Genomic DNA, 24,467 nt, shown 5'->3' on the forward strand with positions numbered 1-24,467 from the left:
AAAGTGTCGATGAGTGTACTTATCTGTAAATTAAAGAATAAACCACCACTTTAAGAGTCGGTATCCAGAACCATAAATGTAAAAAAATATAAAAAAGTAAATAGAAAATTTATATTTTATTTACAAAATAATAAAAATATCTTGATTATGTTTACTTTTCGAGGTATAATTGTATAAATAGTCAGAAAATAACAAAAATTACAAAATAAATTATATAGATTTCTTAACTAAAAAACTTGTCTTAAATAATAGCTTAAAGACGCTATATCTTAATTATTTTCGAAAAAACAAACATCCAATTGCGTTAAAGTTCATCATGTTAAATTACCTAATAAACTTTCTGATAGAGTTTGTTAATTAAAATACAAACTTAGTGTCATAAAATTACATAAATGGAAAAAAGCGAAATCGCAAATGCTACAAAATCTCTAATGCATGTTATCCCAAAAAGTTTAAACTCAAGGGCTTTGCCCCTTGCAATAAATGATATACAAAGGAGGACAAAACATGAAAAATAATCTTTTTTACCCCTTGGCCATTGTAGGATATGGGTGTGTACTGCCGCCCGATGGCTATAATGCTGACTTGTTTTGGGAAACTATTATATCGGGAAAATCAGGTATTAGAGTAACCCCGAAGGAAAGATGGAACTGGGAGTACTACTATGATGAGGATCGGACTGCAGAGGATAAGACCTATTGTAAATTAGGGGCATACATAGAAGACTATAAATTTCCCTACCAGGAGCATGAATACAGTGATAAGGAAATTAACAAGCTAAATCGTGCACAGCTTATGATGCTAGATTCAATACTACAAGCATTAAGTAAATCACAAAATAAAAATAGGATAATTGATAGCTTTGATACAGGACTATTCTTAGGAAATATGCTAGGTGATGAAGCATTTGCTAACTATTCTATCAATTTTAGAGGAAAAGAGTTTTTGTATTATCTAGAGCAAAATGAGGAATTCAGAGGGCTAAATAACAGTCAAAAAGAAGAAATTAAAAAGCAGTTTCAAAAAATATTAGATAATAAATTTAACGGAATAGATGATTCTAACTATCAAAAAGTGTTCCATAGTACATTGGCTAAATCCGTTAGGGACGTACTGAATATAAAGGGGACAACCCTAGTAGTAGACGCAGCTTGTTCCGCAGGGGCATTAGTAATCGACGAAGCAGTAAAGCACCTTCAAAATGACAACCTTAAAACATGCATTGTATCTGGTGTACTGGGTAACATAAGCGTTACAGGAAATGTTGCATTTGCAAAGGTTGGTGGGTTATCTCCGACTCATTCCGCTCCACTGGATATCACTGCTAATGGATTAATCCCAGGAGAAGGTGCAGCCACTATCATAGTAAAAAGATTGGATCAAGCTGTAAAGGATAATGACAATATCTATGCAGTTATTAGAGGTGTAGGAACAGCCAGCGATGGGAAAGGAAAATCAATCTATGCACCTAGTTCAGCGGGACAAGTTAAGGCGATGAAAAAGGCTCTCGAAAAGGCCCGTTTAAAGCCACGAGATGTTGAGTATATTGAGGCCCATGCTACAGGAACTAAGGTAGGCGATAAGGTAGAGCTAGGGACAATAAAACTACTTTATGAAGATGAAGACCTACCATCAAAATCCGTTGCAATAGGAACTATAAAGTCCCAAATTGGGCATAGTTTTTCAGCTGCTGGAATGGCAAACCTGATAAAAGTGCTAGAGGGAATGCAAAATGATATACTTCCTCCTACCCATGATTTTACGGAGGAACCCGAAGGCGTAGAGTTAGAGAAAACACCTTTTTACATTAATACCAGTCCTCAACCTTGGACAAGCAAAAAAGAAGGAGAGCCAAGAAGAGCCTCAGTAAATGCCTTTGGTTTTGGCGGAATCAATGCAAGTGTTGTAGTAGAGGAATATAAACAAGAATACCATAGGAACCTGTTAGAAAAAATGAAAGAAAGCAAGCAAAGGTCATCTGGCTCTATGGATGTTGCAGTTGTAGGGGTTGGGTGTATAGATTCTGAATCAGTAGGAGCCATAGATTGGTGGAAGAATATCGGAAAGAATAAGAAAGTACATAATGAACTTCCTAAGAAGAGATGGAATGAGGAAATAAATGAAATATTTTCTCAGAAGAGCAAAATACAAGGAAGCTTCATAGAAAAGCTAGAATTTCCATGGCTGAAATATAAAATACCTCCGAAGATTTTAGCAGAGATTGATAAGGGACAACAAATGGGGTTAATGGCTGCTGGTGAAGCAATCGAAGATTATGGTTTAGAAAAACTAAATAGTAAAACCACCGGTGTATATGTAGGATCAGCATTAGGCATGGAATCTTCTATATTAGCTAACCTAAGAATAAGATTTGTAGAATATTTTGAGATATTAAAAGAAATACCTGAATTTAATAAGTTAAAAGAAGAGATAAAAGCAAGTGTACTCGAGGAAATAACGAAAAAATTCCGAAGTTACATACCTAAAATTGGAGAAGATACCTTGCCAGGCTATATGGATAACATAACGGCAGGAAGAATTGCAAACTTCTTTAATATTCAAGGGCCAAATGTTGTTGTAGATAGCGACAGTACATCCTTTATAAATGCTATTGAACAAGGCGTTATGAGCCTAGAATCAGGCGAAAATGATACCGTTGTTGTTGGTGGAGTACACGCCAATATGACTCCTGAGTTAATGGAAGTCTTTAATATCCTAAAGAGCGATAAAAAAGAAAGCTGTTCTTTCTGTGGTAGTAAAATAGAAGATTTTGTTATGGGTGAAGGAGCCGTCTTTTTCGTTCTTAAAAAATTCAGTGATGTAAGTGATGAAGATAAGGTATATGCAAGAATAAAAGGTCTATTAAATAAAGGTAATATGATAGACAAGTCAAAGGACGCATTAATAAAAGATATGGGGATAAGCCATTATGAATGCTGTAATAGCATGAAAACAGAAAATGGCAAAAACGCATTCTATTTTGGAGCACAAGCAGGTTTTGCACTTCTCAAAGTAGTTTTGTCACAACATCATAAAAATCTAAGCAATTTAAACAAAGCAAATGAGAAAGCTAAGAGTAATCTAACATCCATATATTCATATTCTATTTTAGGTGGAGACTATATGATATTTGTCGATGACAAGGATTCTAAAGAAAAAATCGGAAGCGGAATCAATGTTGATACAGACAAGGTGAATCAAGAAGATATCAGAGATGACTACGTATTTTACTTAGGAGCTCAGAGCTTTGAAAAATTGTGTGAGAAAGCCAATTCTATGATGAAATCAAAGAAAGTAATCTCAGAGGAAAAAGAATATGTAGCAAACTCTGAATATCGCTTAGCCATAGTATATAAAAACTATGAGGAATTACTAAAAAAACTAAAAATGGTTCGATAAGGGGGAAAAAATATGAATAGCACAGCTTTGATGCCTCAGGCATATAGAGAAGATTTTGACGGATATCTTAGAAGCATAAAAGAAGGTAAAAAAATGAACTTGTACGTCTTTGAACCACCCTTTGAAGGTCCACAGCAAGGCTCAACTATTTATAACGGTAAAGAAGTGATAATGTTGACTTCAAATAACTACTTAGGTCTATCAACACATCCGGAAATTATAAAGGCTACGAAGGATGCCCTTGACAAATATGGCACCGGCACATGTGGAGCAAGACTTCACAATGGAACAACAATACTCCATAAAAAGTTAGAAGAACGAATGGCAGAATATATGAGAACAGAGTCGGCCGTTGTAGTTAGTGCTGGATACATGGCAAATCTGGCAGCGATAACCGCCTTGGCAAGTGATGAAAAAACAGTAATCATTACGGACCAATTAAACCATATGAGTATCGTTGATGGAATACAAATGGCTAATGGTCATGTTAGAATTTTTCAACATAACAATATGGAAAAGTTAGAATACATACTTTCACGATCAGAAAAGTATAAGAAAAAATTAATCGTTGTCGATGGAGTTTATTCTATGGATGGAGATTTAGCTCCATTAGATAAAATAGTTGAGTTATCAGAAAAATATGATGCTTGTGTAATGGTTGATGATGCCCATGCATTAGGATTCTTTGGTAAAACTGGGAGAGGTAGCGCGGAGCATTTTGATTTGGAAGACAAAGTGCAAGTTAAAATGGCAACCTTTAGTAAATCCTTAGCCGGTGTTGGAGGATGTATATCTTCAGATGCAGATACATGCGACTATATAAAGCACGTATCACATCAATACATATTTAATGCAAGTCTTCCTCCTTCTATTGTAGCAGGAGTTATAAAGGCCATAGATATAATGGAAGAAGAAACATGGAGAAGGGAAAAGCTTTGGGCAAATACTATAAGGTTTAGAAAAGGGCTTATAGAATTAGGCTTTGATATTTTAGATAGTGTTTCACCAGTAATACCTATATTTATAGGGGATGATTTAACAACCATGAAGATGACAAAGAAACTAATGGAAGAAGGCGTATACATAGCTACTGCAGTATTCCCGGCAGTACCACAGAATAAAAGTAGATTTAGAGCTACAATAACAGCTTCGCTTAGTGAAAAAGAAATAGATATTGCCTTAGATAAAATTGCAAAGGTCGCTAGAGAATTTCAAGTGATTTAAGGGGGGAGAAGAATGAGATTAAATAGAGAATTGACAAGAGAAAAATTAGACTTCTTTAATGTTCAGGGGATATACCTAGGTAATAATAAGACTTCAGAAGGGAAGACTGCTCTACTGTTTCCTGGTCACGGAGCACAGTATCCAAATATGCTAAAGGAGCTTGTTGATGTCTATCCTATAGTCAGGGATACATTTAAAGAAGCAGATGAGGAATACAAGAACTTAACAGGAGAAAAATTGAGTGATTGTATATTTTATGATAATGAAGAGAATAAGTCCATAATAGAAGAAAAAATGACCAAGGCCGAAGTAATGCAGCCTGCTATCTTCACTGCTAACATGGCATTATACAGACTCCTCAGATCCTTTGGAATTGATGGGGATGTATATATAGGCCATAGTTTAGGTGAAATAGCTGCATTAGCCGCAGCAGAAGTATTTACCTTTAGAGAAGGCTTGAAGATTACCTACTATAGAGCCTGGTCTCTTAATCAGATTGAGGAGAAAAACCGAGGAACAATGATTAGCCTTAAGCTTAGGAGGCAGGACACGGCCCTAAAAAAGGTACTTAATGAAGCAAAGGGATATTGTAACATCGCACTTCATAATTCACCGCAGCAAGTTATCATATCAGGAGAAGAAAGAGCCCTTAATAATATAAATGATTATTGCAGCAAAAACAATATAATCTCTACAAAACTACCTGTATCCCACGGTTTCCATTCAAATCTTCTAGATCCTGCCGTTAGCCATTTTGAAGAAAAGCTTAAGGCATTTAAATATAGAAAGCCTAAAAAGTTAGTATTCTCAACAATTAGCAGTAAACTCTATGATAATGAAATTTTATCAAATGAAAAAATGCCATCCTTCTTATCAAGCCAATTAATAACTCCATTTAGCTTTTGCGATATAGTTACGGATTTATATGAAACAATGGATATAAAAAACTATATTGAAGTAGGTCCAAGAAATATTTTGTCCAAGCTGGTAAAGGTCATTCTAAAAGATAAAGATATCCATAGCATGGCTTCAAACATACCAAAGGTTGGGGACTTAATCTCTGTTGAGAGATTAAAAGCCTATATGTATATCAATAGATTAAATGAAAGGGGACAAGATGAGATGATGAAGAGTTCATTGCCAGTAGAGCAAAATAAAAAAGGTATAGAGATATCAATTAGAAATATTATCATGAATCTTACAGGATATCCAGATAGTCTTGTAAAGATAGATTCAGAGCCAATGCTATCTTCATTAGCTCTTAACAAAAAAATATTTAGTCAAGTGGTAGAAAAAATTAGAGAAGAGTTTGAGTTAACAGAAGATATGATACAAATTGATGAAAAGATCAGCCTTAAGCAAATTGTTGATGCTATTAAGGGTAATGATGAGGTTGCGAAACAAGTAGCAATAACAATTAAGGATGAAAATAATTCTGATATAGATAATTACGTAGATATAAATACAAAAGATGTAGAAAAAGAAGTTAAGACCATAATAGAATTAAAAACAGGCTATCCAGTTGAAATGCTAGAGGGCGATCTAGATTTAGAAGCAGACCTAGGAATCGATTCAGTAAAGCAAGCAGAGATACTAGGTATGATAAGGGAAAAATACGGATATGAGTTAGATACAAATGTAGATATTAAAGAATTCAATACAATAGATAAAATAACCCAATATACGATTAGTAGACTAGATACTGGTGGGGTGTCAATTCAAGAAAGTAGTGTATCAGAAGTAGCAGGATCAATAAATATAGAAGAAGTCGAGAAGGAAGTAAAGGAGATAATCGAACTTAAAACCGGTTATCCAGTAGAAATGCTAGAAGGAGACTTGGATTTAGAAGCAGATCTAGGAATAGATTCGGTAAAGCAGGCAGAAATCCTAGGCATGATAAGGGAGAAATATGGATATGAATTAGATACAAATGTAGACATTAAAGAGTTCAACACAATAGATAAAATTACTCAGTATACAATTGGTAGATTAAATACTGATGGGGCAACAACCCAGGAGAATAGTGTATCGGAAGTGGCAGCATCAATAGATACAGAAAAAGTCGAGAAGGAAGTAAAGGAGATAATCGAACTTAAAACCGGTTATCCAGTAGAAATGTTAGAAGGAGCGTTAGATTTAGAAGCAGATTTAGGAATAGACTCTGTAAAACAAGCGGAAATACTGGGTATGATAAGAGAAAAATATGGATACGAATTAGACCCTAACGTAGATATTAAGGAATTTAATACAATCGATAGGATAGTTGAATATACATTAAATAGATTGTCTAAAGACGCCCCTATTAATGTAGAAAAAGAATCAGTACTTGATAGAATAAATGAGTATTGTCAAGATGAGAAGGCAAAAAGATATATACCTATTACAGTAGAAAGGGAGTACAACCCCAATAATGGTAAAAAATACTCCTTTAAGAATAAAAATTTCATCATTATAGAAGATAGGATAGATGGAGAAATAACAAAGGGTATAGCTAGATTTGTTACGAATGAAGGCGGAAAGCTTGTAATTATAACCGATAATGAAGATAAGTTCGATTCATTTAGGACAGTTACAACAAAATACACTAGTATAGATGAAATCAAGTTCACCTTTAAAAAAGCTAAAGAACTTCTAAAGACAGTTCATGGATTTATCAACTTGTATCCTCTGATTAATGATTTTTCCCTTGAGGATGTAGATTGGAGTACATGGGAGGATGAAGTAGAAACAAGCTATAACATCATGTTTTACGGAGGACGCTCAATATATGAAGACTTAGAAGGATTAGGACAAGATGCAGCCGTTTTTGCGGCAACTAGCACTGGTGGGATATTTGGACTTGAAGAAGGAACATCATTAAATCCAATAGGCGGTATAACGTCGGGATTTGTAAAAAGTCTATATAAAGAGATTCCAACCATTAATGCTAAGGTTGTAGACTTTACTGATACTAAGAACATCGAAGGGATGATTGAAATTCTAAGTAAAGAGTTTAGCCTCATAGAGCAGCTTGTGGAGATTGGATATGTAAATGGAAGACGTAAAACTATCTGCATCGTTCCTAAGGAAGTTCAAGTGGAAAGAAAAGAACAGCCCTATAACATAACTAGTGAAGATGTGATTCTAGTTACTGGAGGCGGCCGGGGTATCAACTATGAATTTGCAAAGGGGTTAGCGGAGATTCACAATCCTACTATAGTTGTGAGTGGTCGAACAAAGTTCCCTTCAGAAGATGAAATCTGGATAAAAATGAGTGACGAAGAATTTATCAATTATGAGAAAGTATTTTTAAAAGAAACGAAGTTAAAGAACACTAAATTAACTCCTATAGAAATAAAACAAAGATTTGGCAAAATCAAAGCTGCCCGTGAGCTATTTAACAATGTTAAAAAAGCTAAGGAAAAGGGTTATAAGCTGTACTACGTAGCCTGTGATGTGGTAGACAACAAGGCTGTTGTAGAGATGGCAGAAGAAATAGAGAAAAGATTTGGAAGGGTGACTGCAATAGTAAATGGTGCAGGACTGCCATCCTTCGGAAGACTACCAAAGAAGCCTGAGCAGCACTCCTTGAATGTGGTTAGAGTCAAGGCCCACGGATTTTACAACCTATATCATGCCTTTAAAGAATCACCTTTGAAATTCTTCCTTAGCATAGGTTCTATTTCAGGAAGATTTGGAATGGATGGTCAAGTTGACTATGTGGCAGGTGCAGATATTATAGCAAAAATGTCCTTCCAGCTCTTTAGACATAGACCGGACTTACAATGGTTCGTTATAGGCTGGACAGCATGGTCGGGAGTGGGTATGGCGGCTAACCCTCAAGTAGAAAAAGTACAAAAAGAACAAAGAGGACTAGAGTACTTATCGGTAAATGAAGGGGTACAAAAATTCTTAAAGGAAGTAATCTATGGTGGAGAATACCCTGAAGTTCTCGTATTTTCTAAAATCGGTACCAATAAGCCCCTTGGTCAATTCGATTTACTAGATGAGTCGGAAGAAAAATTTGTTGTAACCCAGGGAAATAATGGAGAAATATACGACCGTATAAAATATCCTTTACTACAAAAAATTGAGAAGGTAGAAAAAGATAGAGAAATAACTATATCAAAGGATCTTACTTTACATGAAGATATATATTTAAAGGACCATATGGTGGAAGGCAAATACGTATATGCTGGAGTAATGCATGTGGAAGCCTTCTGTGAAATAGGAACATTGATGAATGAAATGTCATATAGCAATAATCAGCTTATAGCAAGAAAGGTACATGATATTGATTTTAGTCAATTTGTTAAGCATTTTGAGCAGAATCCTCTACAATTAAGATTTGAGGGTAAAGTAACTAAGGATACAAATGAAGAAAAAGAGTTGTATATAGAGGTTAAATCCGATTTTTGCAATAGTAAAGGCCATGTATTACAGAAAGATAGACTCCACTCATCGGGTTATGTGATATTAGATAAGAATGTGAAGCAGGTAGAGCCTTTGGTAGATATCAATAGCTTAATAAGTATTACAACTCCAATGAACATAGATAAGTTCTATGAATTGACGGACAAGTACATAAACTTTGGTACTACCTTTAGGAACTTAAACTATGTAGGATATATCAATGAAGATGAGATTGTGGGAGAAATTACTGTAACCGATGATGCTAAGATTTTCGGATATACGGGTATAGCTGACACCATTATATCACCTATTACAATTGACAATGCAGGAAGATTATTACTATTTAATGATTTTCAAAATACAGGACATGTCGTTGTTCCAAGGTATATAAAGGAGAGTGTTCTTATTAGGCCATTCCGTAAGAATGAAAAAGTCTATGTCTACTGTAAACGTCTAAGGGACAATGGAGATACTGTGGACTTTAGAGTACAAGTGATGGATAAAAAGGGCGAGGTAATATTTGATATTATAGAAATCAGCTTAATAAGAATTAATAAATATAATGGAGATCATAGCCTCTTTACAGAGGATAATACCCCACAAGAGTTATTACACTCAGGATCACAAGCAGTATAATGCTGCATTTAAGTGGTCACCTTTACCATCGCCGTTAAAAACAGATGAAAGCTTCTACTCTCAGATTCAGGATATATTCTTAAGTCCTGAGGAAATACAGTCGGTAGCTAGATATTATAGAAATAGAAAAAGGCAGTATCAGTATATATTTGCAAGGGTTGTTACAAAAAAAATATTATGCAAATGGAGAAAAGAAGAATATCTAAGCAATCAATTTGACTACAAGGATATCTCAATAAGTAATGTAAAGGAGGGCATTCACAAAGGGATGCCCTTACTAAAAATAAATGATGTAGATATTGATTTAAACCTCTCGTTAAGCCACACTGACGGAATGATAGGAGGGGCAGCTGGGAAAGGGTGTAGAGTAGGTATTGATATAGAAGAAATAGCTAAATTTAGCGAGAGCTTTCTGACAACTGCATTTTCTGAAAGAGAAAGAAGTTCCAGCGTGGAATTTGCACCTCACTTATCAACTGATCAGAAGACAGCTTTGTTTTGGAGCATTAAAGAATCAATTGTTAAAACAATGGGAATAGGCTTTCATTTTGGTTTGAAATCAATACAAGTTGAACCATATAAAGAAAATTTCTTTAAAATCATACTTAACAAAGAGTATAAGAAATATCTTATGAAGACTAATGGGATTTTACGTATAGGCTATTTCTTTACAAAAAACTCTTGTTGTGTGTGTTGTATATTATATTAACTAAATATAGGGGGGTTCTAAATGTCATTAATACAAGTTGATAATAATTCGTGTTTAAAGTGTGGATTATGTATAGAAGCATGTCCCGGAAATATAATGCATAAAGATGCAATTGGTGGCTTTGCTGCAGTACAGCACGAGGAGTTATGTGTAAGTTGTGGGCAATGTGTAGCCATATGTCCAGATGATGTTATTTCACATAAAAACTTCCTTGGTGGCTCTTTGGAGAGCATTGATAAAGAGAAATCATTGACGGCAGAACAGGTTTTCAACCTTATTAAAACAAGAAGATCTATAAGGTCATTTAAGGATATGCCTGTAGAAAAGGAAAAAATTGAAAAAATAATTGAAGCTGCATGTTATGCACCGAATGCCCATAACCATCAAAGTACAGAATATATAGTTATTCGAAATAAAGATGTATTAGATGAAATATCAAAATACACAGCAGAATATCTAAAGGATCTGGTTAACACGTTCAAAAGCGCTACAGTAAGAAAAACAGCAGGTTTTTTTGTTCCCGGTGTCATAAAAGATTTGTTTAGTATGTTAGAAGATTTTAATAAGGTAGCCGAGGCATACAGCCATGGAAAGGACTTAATATTACGCGATTGTCCAGCTCTTATTGTCTTTCATGGAAGTGATAGGATAGGTTTTTCCGATGTTAATGCATCGCTGGCACTTCAAAACGCAACATATATGGCTCAGGGACTGGAACTGGGATCTTTCTACTGTGGTTATGTAGTTGCAACTGCCCAAAGGACAAAAAATATAAACAAACTGTTAGGACTGCCTAAACATAATAAAATTCTGGGGGCTCTAGCCATAGGACATCCAAATATTAAGCATAAAAGATGGATTGAAAGAAAAACACCTAAAACAATATGGCTTTAGTAGTTAAGATTGTTGTTATTTTTAATGAGAAGAGAGGAGGAAAGGAGGTAAGAATATATGGGTTTAAGGGAATTGTTTAAGAGTCAAGAGATTATTGAAAATAGAATCAAGAGTTTATCTGACATAGAAGAAGATTCCATAGGAAAAGAAAATATATTTGATTTAAAGTTTTTAGCCCTTCAAGTAAAGACTAGTGAAATAGCCAATATTACAAAATGCTATAAATATTATAAATTGGAAAGAAAAATATTAAAGGAAGAAATAATATCAAGATATATAGATGCTCTGAAATTTATATTATCAATAGGAAATACCAATGACTTTAATATAATAAATGAAGAAGCTATTAGACAAACCAATAGAACTGACAATGTTATTAAGCTTTTTTCGAGTATTTTCGATGATATTAGTACCCTCAGAAAATCTATATTACGCAAGGAATATGTGAATTCCCTTTCAATTTATATAAAGCTATTTGGTAAATATGTAAACTTAGGTGAATGTCTTGGGATTAGCTTTGAAGAGATGTACAATTACTATATGGAAAACAATTGTATTGAAAAAAGTGAGGCGTTAGTAAGATTTGATAGAAAAACAGTTTAAATGACTGGGGCTGATTTTTTGTGGTCAGCCCCAGAATATTTCAGAATAAATGTGATTTAAAACCTTTAAGCTATATTATAATTTTGCTTTCAATAGGTGTAGAAAGAATAAGATTAGTTTCCGTATTTCCAAATCTTTTAAGATCGTCAATTAACCTCTCTAGCTCTTCCATATCCTTTACCATAACCTTAATGGTCATACAATCCCCACCTGTTATATGATGACACTCGATTATGTTTGAACAATCAGGAGCAAATTCAAGAAATCTTTTATATCTTTCAGCCTTTATGGCAATATTGATAAAAGCTTTAATGCTTTTATTAACCTTATTCGGATTGACAATTGCTTTGTAGCCGGTAATTACACCATTTTCCTCAAGTCTTTTAACCCTTTCAGATACAGCTGGAGAAGTAAGACCAACCTCTTTACCTAGGTCCTTCATTGATATTCGGCCATCCAACTGCAATATTTCTAAGATTTTCATATCCGTAGAATCCATAATTAACCTCCCATATTAAATAGATATAATACAATAAATCGTCAGAATATAACAGATTTTTCGTAACTTAAATAATAAAGAAAACACAAAAATTAACTTAAATATTAAAGCAATATAATTATAACACTTTATTTGAAAACTGTACACCGATAGTATTGCTTGGTAAAATGTTGGTATAAGGATCATAACATTTCGAATAGAAAAAGGGACAGATTCCCTTATGAATATAGGAGGTATTTTTATGGCTAAGGTAAAAATAACGGAAACTATTTTAAGAGATGCCCATCAATCTCTAATTGCCACTAGAATGAAAACAGAAGAAATGATACCAATTTTAGAAAAACTAGATGAAGCAGGATATCACTCATTAGAGATGTGGGGAGGAGCTACATATGATGCTTCTCTAAGATTCCTAAATGAAGATCCATGGGAAAGACTTAGAACAATAAGAAAAAAAGTTAAGAATACAAACCTGCAAATGCTTTTAAGAGGACAAAATATATTAGGATACAAGCATTATGCCGATGATGTTGTTGAAGAATTTGTAAAAAGAGCCGTTGGAAACGGAATCGACATAATTAGAATATTTGATGCACTTAACGATGTAAGAAATCTTAGAGTTGCTTTAGAAACTACAAAAAAAGAAGGAGCACATGCTCAAGCGGCTATTTCATATACAATAAGTCCTGTTCATACTACGGAGACTTATGTGAATCTAGCTAAGAAGATGGAGAATATGGGTGCCGATTCAATATGTATAAAGGATATGTCAGGTCTTTTAACTCCATACTACGCATATGAACTTATCACAGCACTTAAAGGAGCAGTTAAAGTACCACTTGAACTACATTCCCATGCAACTAGTGGATTGGCATCAATGACTTACCTTAAAGGAATTGAGGCAGGTGTAGACATTATTGATACGGCTATTTCTCCATTCGCATTGGGTACGTCTCAACCGCCGACAGAGGCTTTCGTAGCAACTCTAGAAAATACTGGATTTGATACTGGATTAAAGCTTGATAAACTTAATGAAATTGCTGAATACTTTAAGCCTATAAGGGAAAAGAGTATGGAAAGTGGACTTTTAAATCCTAAGGTTCTTGGAGTAAACATTAATACATTAATATATCAAGTACCAGGAGGAATGCTTTCAAACCTTGTTTCTCAACTTCAAATGCAAAATGCCCTTGATAAATTTGATGATGTGTTAAAGGAAGTACCAAGGGTAAGGGAAGATTTAGGATATCCACCGCTAGTAACTCCAACTAGCCAAATTGTTGGGACTCAAGCGGTATTAAACGTTATAACCGGTGAAAGATATAAAATGGTTCCAAAGGAAGTAAAGGCCTATGTTAAGGGCATGTACGGAAAACCTACAGTTCAAATAAAGGAAGAAATAGTTAAAAAGATAATTGGTGATGAGAAAGTTATAACATGTAGACCAGCGGATCTAATTAAGCCTGAGCTGCAAGCCATAAGAAATGAAATGAAGGAATACCTAGAGCAAGAAGAAGACGTATTATCATATGCATTATTCCCACAAGTTGCAACAAACTACTTTAAATACAGACGTGCTTTGAAGTATAATATTGATAGTGAAGTTGTAGACATGGGTCAAAAGACCTATGCCGTGTAAATCGATAAAGGGGAGAGTAATTATGAACAATAACTTATCTAGAAAAAACGGAGCAATATCTCCATCAGTAACTCTAGCTATCACAGCTAAAGCAAAGAAAATGAAGGCTGAGGGTGTTGATGTAATCAGCTTTAGTGCAGGAGAACCAGACTTCAAAACACCTGAGCATATTAGAAAAGCAGCTATAGAGGTAATAGAAAAGGGACTTACAGGCTACACTGCTTCAGCTGGTTTACCTCAGCTTAAGGAAGCTATTTGTGGTAAGTTAAAAGAAGATAACAATTTAGATTATTTACCTGAAAATATAGTTGTTTCAAATGGAGCAAAGCATTCGCTGTTTAACACTCTTCAAGCAATATGTAATCCGGGGGATGAAGTAATTATTGCTGTTCCATATTGGGTTAGCTATCCAGCAATGGTAAAAATGGCAGATGCAAAGCCCGTATTCGTTGAAACTCAAGAGGAAAATGGATTTAAGTACACTATAGAAGGCTTAACTGAGGCTATTAATGAAAAAACAAAAGCAATAATTTTAAATAGCCCTAACAATCCTACAGGAACTCTTTATACTGAGGAAGAGCTTAAGGCAATTGCTGAGCTTGCAGTTAAGAACAACATTTACGTTATATCCGATGAAATATATGAGAAATTAACGTATGAAGGTAATCATGTAAGTATCGCTTCCTTTGGAGAAGACATTAAGAAGCTTACAATCGTAATAAATGGTATGTCAAAGGCCTATGCAATGACAGGCTGGAGAATAGGATACTTAGCTGCCGATAAGGAAATAGCGCAGATTATTACTAACATTCAAAGTCATGCTACATCCAATCCAAATACAATAGCACAACATGCTAGTATAGAAGCATTAAAAGGAGATCAAGAGCCTATAGATCAAATGGTAAAGGCCTTTGATGAAAGAAGAAAATATATGGTAGAAAGAATCAATTCTATAGATAATCTATCATGTAGAATGCCAAAGGGAGCATTTTATGTTATGGTTAACATATCAAAGCTTATTGGCAAAACAGTAGGTGGAAAGAGCATCGGAAGCTCTATGGATTTTGCTGAGTACCTATTAGAAACAGCTAAGGTAGCAGTAATACCAGGATCAGGCTTTGGAACAGATAACTACGTTAGACTTTCCTACGCTACTTCCCTTGAAAATATAAAAGAGGGATTAACTAGAATTGAAAATGCAATAGCAGAATAGATGATGTCGTACTAAAGAAGCTAGCCTTTAATGGGTTAGCTTTTTTTAGTTTAGAAATTTAAAAATTTTAACCTTTCATAAATGAAATTAGCCTTTAGAATACAGTCTATTTATCAAAAACAATAAATATTTTAAAAGAAAAAGAAGAGTTTAGAGAAGATTTAGTAAGTCATGTTTCTCCACTTGCATGGGAAGACATTAATTTTGTAGGAGAGTATAAATTTAATAATAATGAATTCTACAGTTTAGAAAATTTAAGGGGTATAGGAATATAAAAATACTCCTCAAATATGTTAATATATGGTAAAACATTGTATTGTAGTTTTTTTTAATCCATCAAAAATAAATTTTGTTATTATATAATAACGCCAAAAACTTTGTCATACACGTAGCTGTATCAGATAGGGATAGTCCCAGTAACTGCCAGCTTTGATGATATTACCCCATTATCTGAAATTAAGTTTTCAAAATAATACCCTAAACATAAATTTAGGATATGAACTGGTTCTAAGAGCTCTTTCTTTTGTGTCTTGATATTCTAAATTTTGCATAAGGACTTTTTAAGTTGTCTCACAGTTATTGCTTGATTTTTACCTAAAATATGGTAAAATTATTGATGTTCCTTATTTTTTAACGTTATAGGCTTACAAATCAATTTTAATCAAACAGTTATCTACCAATCTAAATTATTTATTTGCAGTTTATTCTAGCAAATAAGAAAAGGTGGCGGGAAAATGTTTAAACTAAGTAATGTTATGCTATTTCTTATGATCGTATTATTATTTACAGGTTGCAATACTCAAGATAAGAAATCTACAAGCTTCAGTAAAGCAGAACAAAACACTGAAGAATTAAAAATCAAAGAAGAACAAGAAGAGAGTGAATACAAATTACTAGATGTTGAATGTATAGAGTATGTATCTAAAAGTTGGAGCAGTTCAGGCGTTTACTCTGTTTTAAACGATACTTACGGTAATGATGTTCATGTTTTTAAGAATGGTAAATTATTATATACAAAAGATACTTTGAAGTTAGAAGAAAAAGATAAATATTTTGATGTGAAAATATCTCCTTCGGGTAAAGAATTCATTGCAACTAAGTTCTTATATGATGAAGAGAAAACACAAATTATTTTAGTGGATACAGAAATTGGTGAAGAAGAAATTTTCTTTGAATATGATGAACCATTATTTTTAATTAAGTGGACAGATAGAGGGATATATTTGCAAAAGCGAACTCAATGGTATGAGATGGATTATCATGTAGATAAGAGTGTCTATTTATTAAGTGATGATAAAAACATGAATAAGGTTGAAGGGTTAGAAGATAAGGCTTTTCAAATTGCAGATATATATAAAGATTGGGTTTTATACGTAGACATTGTAAATAATACAAGATATATAAAAAAATATAACTTAAAGACTAGAGAAACAATAATCTTGAATGAATTCGTTGAATTTGATGAAGAAGGTAGTTATTGTTCTTATGGCGAATTAGCTTTTTTAAATTCATCAGATATTATAATAGGATATAGATTTACCAATGGAAAAGGATATCAAGTAATTACTAGCATAGAGGGTGAGATTAATTTACTATGCGACGGACAATTTATAGGTTTATTATCAAATTCTTTTGTATATAAGAAAGATTTTGATTCAGGTTATATGTATGTAAAAAAATTCCCTAGTGAATAAGCCTAAATCACTAGGGAATTTTTCTTATACTCATTCATATAAATGTTCAGCTACTTTATTGCTTATACCCATTCATATAAACGTTCAGCTACTTTATTTCTTATATCATCTAATTTATCGTATATTCGTGAACCAGGACAATCTTTGCTTTGAGCATCTCTGTGGCCTATGATATCATAAGATTCAATATCATATTTATAACATAGCCAAGCAAGTATATCTATTAATGAGTCTTCTTGGACTGAAGAAAGAGTTGAAGCTTTTGATCCACAGTCTTCAGGAGAATAATTTCCCAAAGCTACAATTCCAATACTTTTAGTATTATAACCATTCAGTGTGTGTCCTCCTTCTCTTGCAATGGACCTTCCTTCCATTAGAGTTCCTTCAGAACCTAGACCAAAATTATAACCTATATCGTAATAACCCTTACCCATGTGAATCTCTTGAACCCTTTTCATAAACCCTGCTTCATCACTACCAAACGCATCAGCTAGTGCATTGTTCGCATCGCCAGTATGATGAACAATTAAATATTCAGGATTATTAGTTGCTCCACTAGGGGTTACGATTGTCCCACCCCATTCGCTTTTAGATAATATCCTTGGTTTTGGTTGATATAATTTAGTAGGCATCTATATATTCCTCCTTTGATTTGTTTTCTTTTGAGAAAGTTTAACCGGTTAAGCACCTCTCATATATAAAAGACGAATTTTTTGCCCAAAATGTAAACCTCTAATTTGATTTTTTTAAAAAAAACTTTTTTGTCAATTGCTACAACTGTTTAAATTACTTGTTTCAACCATCTTTCTTAAAAACATACTCTTTTATCTCCTCAACATCTTTTTTTACATCTTCAACCAGATTTAACTTGTCAGTTAAGTTTGATATAATCTCTTGGTATTTTTTCTCCCGATCTTCTTGACGGAGATCTCTTTTCTCTTGATTTTTCAGAATATAAAAAATCAGAGCTACGATGAGCATCGTCCATATTCCTTGGGTTGACGCTAATTCAAGAATTTTTTCTTCCAATTTCCCCTTACCCCCATATCATCTAATCTTTGTCTAAGATTTTTAAGTCCTCTATTTTTAGCTCTATTTACTGCTTGTCTTGACACACCAGATAAAAGGGCTATTTCATTATCGGAAAAACCCTGTATGAATTTTCTTTTTAGAACAGTTCTTTGCAGTGGTGGTAAAGAATTAAGTAACATAGAGACAAATAATTTATCGTCTACAGAACAAGATGCATCATCAGCAATGATATCTAGATGTAGATCAGTAGTTTCAACTCTTTGCGATATATTTTTCCTAAATAAATCTACAGATTTATGCTTTAAAAATAACCATATATAATTAGTAATTCCACCATCATTTTTCATACAGATCTCATTTAAATCTATTTCTTTGATTGTCTGTAGAAACGCTATTATCATATCTGTTTCCGCTTCCTCATAACCTAGTTTTTTACTCAGTTTTTTTATAGCCATATGAAATCTTAAAAATACACTTATTGTAGCTTCTTCATCTCCTTGTTGTACTCTTTCTATTAGCTCATATAATCCCATGTCAAATCCCCCTTTAGTCCTAAAAATAGACAAGCCTTTAATATATAAAGACGAATTTCGAGTTGATTTTGTAAACTGGTTTAATTTGACTTTTTTGTATTTTGTGATAATCAAGTATATATCTGTATTTGGAGTTGTTATTTTTTTATCGAACTTTTAACCTTGATTATAAATAAGCTACAAAGACTAATTTTGTTATAGCTGTAGTGATTTCACTTTTTATTTAATTTCAGCTTGTAAGTTGACATTAAATAATTAGTAGAGCTCTATTATCATGTATAACAAGTGATATCAATACTTTAATTACATATGTCGACTTTTACAGCGGGTAAAGATATTTTTGGATAAGAAGAAACATATGCAAAAAAGGAAGTGCGATTAAGTAGAGTATAAGAAAATATCAGATTTCTATCTTCCAATGGTACAGGTCGAATTTTTTTAAAGACTTAATAGGCCGGCCGCAATATCCTAGTAGCCAGCAGCTAGAATCTAATTTACCCAAACCACTTGCACAAATATCCCATGTAGTAGATAATAACAACAAAGACAAAGTGTGTACGAGGAGTGTATGGATTTGAAAAAGATAGCTGTTATAAGTATGGGATCTGAGACTAGTAAAAATATATGTACACAAATTAGAGAGTTGATTGGTGATAAAGCTGAGATAAAAGGATATACCTTGAAGGATGATATTTCTAAGGAATTTAAAGATTGCTTAGTTCTTATTACAAGCTATTTAGTAGAAAAGATGGCACTTACAAAACTTCAGCCCGGAACTAAATATATCGTAGCAAGGAGAGTAATTAACTATCAGCATCTGAGAGATGTCATATCTATACCTGCAGGAACCGATGTATTATTAGTAAATGACAATAAAAACACATGCTATACAGCTATTAAGCAGTTGAAAAAACTTGGTATTAATCATATAAATTATCATCCATATTATCCTGGAATAGGAGAGTATAAAAGGCTGGAACTAGCAGTGACCGTAGGGGAACCCCATTTGGTTCCTAGATGTGCAAAAAAAATAATAGATATAGGTACAAGGCAGATTGATATTACTACCCTTGTAGAAATACTTAATAAACTAGACCTTATGGAGGAAAAGGGTGACATTATCTCCTCACAATTCGTAAGGGATATAGTAAACATATCAAAACAATACAATAGTATTGCAGAACAGTCTTTGGAGTTAAAGAATATGTTTCAAACCATCATAGAGAACTCCAGCGATGGAATTGTATATATGGATATAGATGGGAAAATTTCCGTTGCTAATGAGGTACTAGTTTCTATTTTGAGAAGGACAAGGGATGAGATAGTCGGCAGAAATATTGAAAATATATTGCCCGAATTAAAAGGATGGAAGGTAGATGGAGTAGAAAATGATATCGTTAAACTATTTGGAAAAGAAGTAGTTGCCATAAAGGCTCCAGTAAAAAGGAAAAGTAGAACCATCGGATATATGGTTACTATTGAAGATGTAAATAAAATAAAAAAAATTGAACATGAGTTAAGAAGAAAAAATAGAAAGTCTGAGCATAATGCAACCTACAAGTTTGATGATATAATATGCAGAAGTGACTCAATGAGAAAGACCATCGCGTTAGCTCAAAAACTGGCTCTGAGTAATTCCACAATACTGATACAGGGAGAGAGTGGAACCGGGAAAGAATTCTTTGCCCAAGCTATACATGGTTTTTCAAAGAGGAAAAATGGCCCATTTGTTCCTGTGAACTTCGCTGCACTATCCCTTAGCCTTCTTGAAAGTGAGCTTTTTGGATATGAAGAGGGTGCCTTTACGGGAGCAAAAAAAGGTGGAAAATCCGGCTTGTTTGAAGAGGCCCATGGTGGAACAATCTTTCTCGACGAAATAGGAGATGCACCAATAGAATTTCAGGCAAGGTTACTTAGGGTACTGCAGGAAAAACAGGTGAGACGTGTCGGGGGAACAAAATTAATTCCAATAGATGTAAGGGTAATTACAGCAACAAATAGAGACCTAAAGGAAGAAGTTGAAAAAGGGAATTTTAGACAGGACTTATTTTATAGATTAAATGTACTTCCCTTAGAAATTCCTAATCTAAGGGAGCGAAAAGAGGATATACCTTTACTACTTGAGCACTACTTAAACAGATTTGCCAATGGAGGAATAAGAAATATCAACAATTTCTTTTCGGTGGAGGTACTTGATTATTTAGCTGGATATAGATGGCCAGGTAATGTCAGGGAGTTGGTAAATGTCATTGAGTACTTAGTAAACATAAAGGATGACAATTCCTTGATAAACATAAAAGATCTTCCTTCATATGTAGTTGATGAATCACATAAAAGTGGATATACTCCATCGATGGAAGCCATGGACAAAAACATGATGTGGTTATTAGGGGTAATAAAGGATAGGGATGGAATAGGGCGTAGAGGATTAGCAGAGTTTGCGAGGATAAATGGAGTAGAAATGGGAGAAGGAAAAATAAGGAGCTTAATGAAGGTCATGGAGGATTCAGGGCTTATAAAAATAAAGCGAGGAGTGAAGGGGAGCATTATTACAGAAAAGGGATTACAAACTCTAATGAACTTTAAAGGGATATAAAAGGGATAAAGGGATGGTAGAAAGGGATAAGCCTAACCCTTTATCCCTTTTTTATATACGTAAAAAGTAATTTGTAAAAAATAAGATAATAGAGAATTATTGAGCAGGGTATAGGATATCCCTGTTTTTTATTTGGATACTTTAGAATGAACTTAGCAAATTATCAGTATGATTAATCATAAAAACTATTGGCATAATTATTGCAATATTTCTATATAAAGAAGTAGGACTATGTTTTTATTTAGAGTTAATATAGAGATAAAGTGAGGGAAATTAAGGATGAAAACGATAGGTATACTGGGAGGAATGGGGCCACTTGCTACAGCAGATTTATTTAGAAAAATTATAACCTTAACAGACGCAGAAAGCGATAATGAACACATTGAGATAATAGTAGAAAACAATACAAAGATACCCGATAGAACAGATTATATAATAAACAACGGAGACGATCCAACAAAGCATATGATAAAATCAGCAATTCGCTTAGAAATGATGGGCGTGGATGTTATAGTTATGCCATGTAATACAGCCCACTATTTTTATGATGAAATCATAAAATATATTGATATCCCCTTTATGAATATGATAGTTGAGACTGCAAAAAAAACAAAACAACTCTATCCAGACACTAAAAAAATAGGACTATTGGCAACCAAGGGGACCTGTAAGGCGGGAATTTATGATAAAATCTTTGAGGAATATGACTTGGAATTAGTTAAGCCTGGTGACGTTCATCAAAAACACGTTACAGAACTCATTTACGATATAAAAAAAGGTAAAACAGATATAGACCTTACAAATTTTAGAGGTACTTTAGATGAACTAAAAAAACAAGAAGCAGAGGTCTTTATTCTAGGTTGTACCGAGCTTCCTGTAGCATTTCAGATGTTTAATATTGATGAAGAATGCATTGATCCTACTAAAATACTTGCTTGTAGTGCAATTGAATTTGTAGGAAAGAATATAAAAGGGGATGTCTCAGAAATTCATTCATTCTGAAACACCCTGGGGTTGTACTCATAAGAGACCTTTATGAGACATCCCCTTTTCAACTAAATCTCATTCAAAAGATTAGCCATTTCAATAGCCGTTACAGCAGCTTCATAACCCTTATTTCCAGCCTTTGTTCCAGACCTTTCAATAGCTTGTTCAATTGTATCAGTAGTTAAGACTCCGAAAACCACAGGAACTCCAGTATCAAGGGATACAGAAGCGACACCCTTTGAAACCTCACTTGAAACGTAGTCAAAATGAGGTGTTGCTCCCCTAATTACTGCGCCTAAACATATAACCGCATCATATTTTTTTCCCTCAGCCATTTTCTTTGCTACTAAAGGAATTTCAAAGGCACCAGGAACCCACACCATTTCGATATCTTCTTCCTTTACACCATGTCTCTTTAAGCCATCTAAAGCTCCTCCAAGCAGCTTGCTTCCAATAAATTCATTAAACCTTCCGACGATAATTCCAAACTTTTGTCCCTCAGATATTAGTTTTCCTTCATAGATTTTCATATTAATTCTCCTCCTTTAAAAAGTCTAACATGTGTCCCATTTTTTCCTTCTTTGTCTTCAAATAAGGTTCATTTACCACATTATGTCCTACTTCTAGTGGTACTCTCTCTATTACCTTAAGTCCATATCCAGATACACCAGATAACTTTTTAGGATTATTGGTCATAAGCTTAATATTTTTAACCCCTAAATCTGCAAGGATTTGAGCACCGATACCATAATCCCTTAAATCCTCAGGAAAACCTAGTGCTAAATTTGCTTCAACTGTATCCATGCCTTTATCCTGAAGGTGATATGCCTTAAGCTTATTGATTAATCCAATACCTCTGCCTTCCTGTCTCATATATAATAGAATGCCCGTTCCTTCGTTTTCAATTTGTTTAAGGGCTGCCGCCAGTTGATCACCGCAGTCACAACGCATTGACCCAAAGGCATCACCTGTAAGGCATTCAGAGTGAACCCTAACTAAAACAGGCTCCACGCCGGAAACATCACCCTTGACTAATGCAACATGATGGCCGCCATTTAGGGTTTCTTCGTAGCCGTATACCTTGAATTCTCCATATTTAGTAGGCATTTCAGCCGTAGTAACTCTCTCAACCAATCTCTCATTCTTTCTTCTATAGGATATTAGGTCTGCTATAGATATAAGTTTAAGATCGTGCTCTTTAGCAAATTCTACTAGCTGAGGAAGTCTTGCCATAGTACCATCATCGTTCATTATTTCACAGATAACGCCAGCAGGGTAAAGACCTGCAAGCTTTGCAAGATCTACTGAAGCTTCTGTATGGCCAGCTCTCTTAAGAACACCACCCTCCTTTGCTTCTAGTGGGAAAATATGACCTGGTTTTTTAAAATCTTCTGGTCTCGAATCCTTATCAAGCACCTTCTCTATGGTCAGTGCTCTTTCAAAGGCTGATATACCTGTTGTGGTATCCATTGCATCGATGGACACCGTAAAGGCTGTTCTATGGCTATCAGTATTCTCATTAACCATTTGATGGATTTCTAGCTCCTTTAGCCTTTTAGAAACTATAGGCATACATATCAGACCTCTACCAAATTTAGCCATGAAATTTACTGCTTCAGCTGAAGCCTTTTCTGCTGCAACTATTAGATCTCCTTCATTTTCTCTATCCTCATCATCAACTACAACAACCATTTTTCCTAGTTTTATATCTTCAATAGCTTCTTCAATAGAATTAAATTTAAACATTTTATCACCTCATCTAATAAAATCCATGTTTTTTAAGGAACTCCATATCAATACTACTTTTAGAATCCTCAACTTTTTGATTGAAGTTCATCAATTTTTCAATATATTTTCCAACCATGTCACACTCTAAATTGACTTCAGTCCCCATGGACTTGTCTAGCAGTGTAGTAACATCCTTTGTATGGGGGATTATAGAAACCTTAAATGATTTTTCATCCACATAGGCTACCGTTAAGCTTACACCATCAATGGCTATAGAGCCCTTATGAATTATATATCTAAGTATTTCAGGTGAAGTCTGTATAGTAATCCAATAGGCATTATCCTCTTTATCAAATGCTGAGATTATTCCGATTCCATCAATATGACCGCTGACAATATGACCGCCAAGCCTATCACCTAACCTCAAAGCTCTCTCAATATTAACCTTATCTCCAGATGTTAAACTATTTAGATTGCTTCTTCTCATGGTCTCAGCCATCACATCTACAGCAAATGTATTGGAACTAAAATCAGTAACCGTTAAGCATACCCCATTTGTACTTATGCTATCTCCTAGCTTTACACCATCCAAGACATCCGTAGCCTTAATTACTATCTTTGCTGACTTAGCCCCCTTGAGGACTGACTGAACTATACCTATTTCTTCCACTAGTCCAGTAAACATTACT

Annotated in this window: 19 protein-coding genes; 12 read left to right on the forward strand and 7 right to left on the reverse strand. The window is 34.1% G+C overall.

Annotation, left to right across the window (positions count from 1 at the left end):
- Positions 1 to 507 precede the first annotated feature (507 nt).
- Genes R9X47_RS17685 through R9X47_RS17710 form a run of 6 tightly spaced genes read left to right on the forward strand, consistent with a single transcriptional unit; the run spans position 508 to position 11,857 of the window.
- Positions 508 to 3,399 carry a beta-ketoacyl synthase N-terminal-like domain-containing protein gene (locus tag R9X47_RS17685; RefSeq protein ID WP_432662351.1) on the forward strand — a complete coding sequence of 964 codons (2,892 nt, stop codon included), beginning with the start codon at positions 508 to 510 and terminating at the stop codon, positions 3,397 to 3,399.
- Positions 3,400 to 3,411: 12 nt separating this feature from the next.
- Positions 3,412 to 4,623 carry an aminotransferase class I/II-fold pyridoxal phosphate-dependent enzyme gene (locus R9X47_RS17690; protein ID WP_432662352.1) on the forward strand — a complete coding sequence of 404 codons (1,212 nt, stop codon included), beginning with the start codon at positions 3,412 to 3,414 and terminating at the stop codon, positions 4,621 to 4,623.
- A gap of 12 nt (positions 4,624 to 4,635) precedes the next feature.
- A complete protein-coding gene (locus tag R9X47_RS17695; protein ID WP_432662353.1) occupies positions 4,636 to 9,651 on the forward strand; it encodes an SDR family NAD(P)-dependent oxidoreductase in 5,016 nt (1,671 codons plus the stop codon).
- The gene (locus R9X47_RS17700) at positions 9,578 to 10,360 is read left to right on the forward strand and encodes a 4'-phosphopantetheinyl transferase family protein (RefSeq protein WP_432662354.1); all 783 of its coding nucleotides are present in this window, start codon (positions 9,578 to 9,580) and stop codon (positions 10,358 to 10,360) included. Before R9X47_RS17695 ends, R9X47_RS17700 begins: the two co-directional genes overlap by 74 nt.
- 21 nt (positions 10,361 to 10,381) lie before the next feature.
- Positions 10,382 to 11,254: a nitroreductase family protein gene (locus R9X47_RS17705; RefSeq protein ID WP_432662355.1), complete on the forward strand. Its 873-nt coding sequence runs from the start codon at positions 10,382 to 10,384 to the stop codon at positions 11,252 to 11,254.
- Between the two features lie 57 nt (positions 11,255 to 11,311).
- Positions 11,312 to 11,857: a dUTP diphosphatase gene (locus R9X47_RS17710; RefSeq protein WP_432662356.1), complete on the forward strand. Its 546-nt coding sequence runs from the start codon at positions 11,312 to 11,314 to the stop codon at positions 11,855 to 11,857.
- Between the two features lie 70 nt (positions 11,858 to 11,927).
- Here R9X47_RS17710 and R9X47_RS17715 read toward each other — a convergent pair whose 3' ends face one another.
- Complete coding sequence (locus tag R9X47_RS17715) at positions 11,928 to 12,356, reverse strand: Lrp/AsnC family transcriptional regulator (protein WP_432662357.1); 429 nt, start codon at positions 12,354 to 12,356, stop codon at positions 11,928 to 11,930.
- A gap of 241 nt (positions 12,357 to 12,597) precedes the next feature.
- On the opposite strand from R9X47_RS17715, the gene R9X47_RS17720 reads away from it, so the two are divergent.
- The 4 genes from R9X47_RS17720 to R9X47_RS17735 all read left to right on the forward strand — a co-directional run bounded on the left by R9X47_RS17720 (position 12,598) and on the right by R9X47_RS17735 (position 16,902).
- Positions 12,598 to 13,995, forward strand: a complete 1,398-nt coding sequence (locus R9X47_RS17720; RefSeq protein WP_432662358.1) for an oxaloacetate decarboxylase subunit alpha — start codon at positions 12,598 to 12,600, stop codon at positions 13,993 to 13,995.
- A gap of 22 nt (positions 13,996 to 14,017) precedes the next feature.
- A complete protein-coding gene (locus R9X47_RS17725; protein ID WP_432662359.1) occupies positions 14,018 to 15,208 on the forward strand; it encodes a pyridoxal phosphate-dependent aminotransferase in 1,191 nt (396 codons plus the stop codon).
- A gap of 128 nt (positions 15,209 to 15,336) precedes the next feature.
- Positions 15,337 to 15,483, forward strand: coding sequence for a hypothetical protein (locus tag R9X47_RS17730; RefSeq protein ID WP_432667651.1), 147 nt, complete (start codon positions 15,337 to 15,339; stop codon positions 15,481 to 15,483).
- Between the two features lie 459 nt (positions 15,484 to 15,942).
- Positions 15,943 to 16,902 (forward strand): hypothetical protein, encoded by a 960-nt coding sequence (locus R9X47_RS17735; RefSeq protein ID WP_432662360.1) that lies wholly within the window; start codon positions 15,943 to 15,945, stop codon positions 16,900 to 16,902.
- Positions 16,903 to 16,964: 62 nt separating this feature from the next.
- Here the strand turns inward: R9X47_RS17735 and R9X47_RS17740 are convergent, their stop codons facing one another.
- From R9X47_RS17740 to R9X47_RS17750, 3 genes are all read right to left on the reverse strand, one after another.
- Positions 16,965 to 17,534 (reverse strand): peptidoglycan recognition protein family protein, encoded by a 570-nt coding sequence (locus tag R9X47_RS17740; protein WP_432662361.1) that lies wholly within the window; start codon positions 17,532 to 17,534, stop codon positions 16,965 to 16,967.
- 163 nt (positions 17,535 to 17,697) lie between these two features.
- Entirely contained in the window at positions 17,698 to 17,931 is a 234-nt protein-coding gene (locus tag R9X47_RS17745) for a BhlA/UviB family holin-like peptide (protein ID WP_432662362.1), read from the reverse strand.
- Positions 17,907 to 18,467, reverse strand: a complete 561-nt coding sequence (locus R9X47_RS17750; protein WP_432662363.1) for an RNA polymerase sigma factor — start codon at positions 18,465 to 18,467, stop codon at positions 17,907 to 17,909. Before R9X47_RS17750 ends, R9X47_RS17745 begins: the two co-directional genes overlap by 25 nt.
- Positions 18,468 to 19,041: 574 nt before the next feature.
- On the opposite strand from R9X47_RS17750, the gene R9X47_RS17755 reads away from it, so the two are divergent.
- Positions 19,042 to 21,063 carry a sigma 54-interacting transcriptional regulator gene (locus R9X47_RS17755; RefSeq protein ID WP_432662364.1) on the forward strand — a complete coding sequence of 674 codons (2,022 nt, stop codon included), beginning with the start codon at positions 19,042 to 19,044 and terminating at the stop codon, positions 21,061 to 21,063.
- 279 nt (positions 21,064 to 21,342) lie between these two features.
- Entirely contained in the window at positions 21,343 to 22,065 is a 723-nt protein-coding gene (locus R9X47_RS17760; protein ID WP_432662365.1) for an aspartate/glutamate racemase family protein, read from the forward strand.
- A gap of 53 nt (positions 22,066 to 22,118) precedes the next feature.
- Here R9X47_RS17760 and ribH read toward each other — a convergent pair whose 3' ends face one another.
- Genes ribH through R9X47_RS17775 form a run of 3 tightly spaced genes read right to left on the reverse strand, consistent with a single transcriptional unit; the run spans position 22,119 to position 24,463 of the window.
- The gene (gene ribH, locus R9X47_RS17765; protein ID WP_432662366.1) at positions 22,119 to 22,580 is read right to left on the reverse strand and encodes a 6,7-dimethyl-8-ribityllumazine synthase; all 462 of its coding nucleotides are present in this window, start codon (positions 22,578 to 22,580) and stop codon (positions 22,119 to 22,121) included.
- A 1-nt stretch (position 22,581) separates the two neighbouring features.
- Positions 22,582 to 23,796, reverse strand: coding sequence for a bifunctional 3,4-dihydroxy-2-butanone-4-phosphate synthase/GTP cyclohydrolase II (locus tag R9X47_RS17770; protein ID WP_432662367.1), 1,215 nt, complete (start codon positions 23,794 to 23,796; stop codon positions 22,582 to 22,584).
- A gap of 13 nt (positions 23,797 to 23,809) precedes the next feature.
- Positions 23,810 to 24,463: a riboflavin synthase gene (locus R9X47_RS17775; protein ID WP_432662368.1), complete on the reverse strand. Its 654-nt coding sequence runs from the start codon at positions 24,461 to 24,463 to the stop codon at positions 23,810 to 23,812.
- Positions 24,464 to 24,467 lie beyond the last annotated feature (4 nt).

This window comes from Wukongibacter baidiensis (assembly GCF_050888315.1).
Classification (GTDB): domain Bacteria; phylum Bacillota; class Clostridia; order Peptostreptococcales; family Caminicellaceae; genus Wukongibacter; species Wukongibacter baidiensis.

Bases quoted from the DNA above. Each gene is read 5' to 3' on its own strand.
- R9X47_RS17740 (WP_432662361.1), bottom strand. From the start codon at position 17,534: ATGCCTACTAAATTATATCAACCAAAACCAAGGATATTATCTAAAAGC.
- R9X47_RS17725 (WP_432662359.1), top strand. From the start codon at position 14,018: ATGAACAATAACTTATCTAGAAAAAACGGAGCAATATCTCCATCAGTA.
- R9X47_RS17695 (WP_432662353.1), top strand. From the start codon at position 4,636: ATGAGATTAAATAGAGAATTGACAAGAGAAAAATTAGACTTCTTTAAT.
- R9X47_RS17690 (WP_432662352.1), top strand. From the start codon at position 3,412: ATGAATAGCACAGCTTTGATGCCTCAGGCATATAGAGAAGATTTTGAC.
- R9X47_RS17705 (WP_432662355.1), top strand. From the start codon at position 10,382: ATGTCATTAATACAAGTTGATAATAATTCGTGTTTAAAGTGTGGATTA.
- R9X47_RS17735 (WP_432662360.1), top strand. From the start codon at position 15,943: ATGTTTAAACTAAGTAATGTTATGCTATTTCTTATGATCGTATTATTA.
- R9X47_RS17775 (WP_432662368.1), bottom strand. From the start codon at position 24,463: ATGTTTACTGGACTAGTGGAAGAAATAGGTATAGTTCAGTCAGTCCTC.
- R9X47_RS17715 (WP_432662357.1), bottom strand. From the start codon at position 12,356: ATGGATTCTACGGATATGAAAATCTTAGAAATATTGCAGTTGGATGGC.
- R9X47_RS17760 (WP_432662365.1), top strand. From the start codon at position 21,343: ATGAAAACGATAGGTATACTGGGAGGAATGGGGCCACTTGCTACAGCA.
- R9X47_RS17685 (WP_432662351.1), top strand. From the start codon at position 508: ATGAAAAATAATCTTTTTTACCCCTTGGCCATTGTAGGATATGGGTGT.
- R9X47_RS17710 (WP_432662356.1), top strand. From the start codon at position 11,312: ATGGGTTTAAGGGAATTGTTTAAGAGTCAAGAGATTATTGAAAATAGA.
- R9X47_RS17750 (WP_432662363.1), bottom strand. From the start codon at position 18,467: ATGGGATTATATGAGCTAATAGAAAGAGTACAACAAGGAGATGAAGAA.
- R9X47_RS17700 (WP_432662354.1), top strand. From the start codon at position 9,578: ATGGAGATCATAGCCTCTTTACAGAGGATAATACCCCACAAGAGTTAT.
- ribH (WP_432662366.1), bottom strand. From the start codon at position 22,580: ATGAAAATCTATGAAGGAAAACTAATATCTGAGGGACAAAAGTTTGGA.
- R9X47_RS17770 (WP_432662367.1), bottom strand. From the start codon at position 23,796: ATGTTTAAATTTAATTCTATTGAAGAAGCTATTGAAGATATAAAACTA.
- R9X47_RS17720 (WP_432662358.1), top strand. From the start codon at position 12,598: ATGGCTAAGGTAAAAATAACGGAAACTATTTTAAGAGATGCCCATCAA.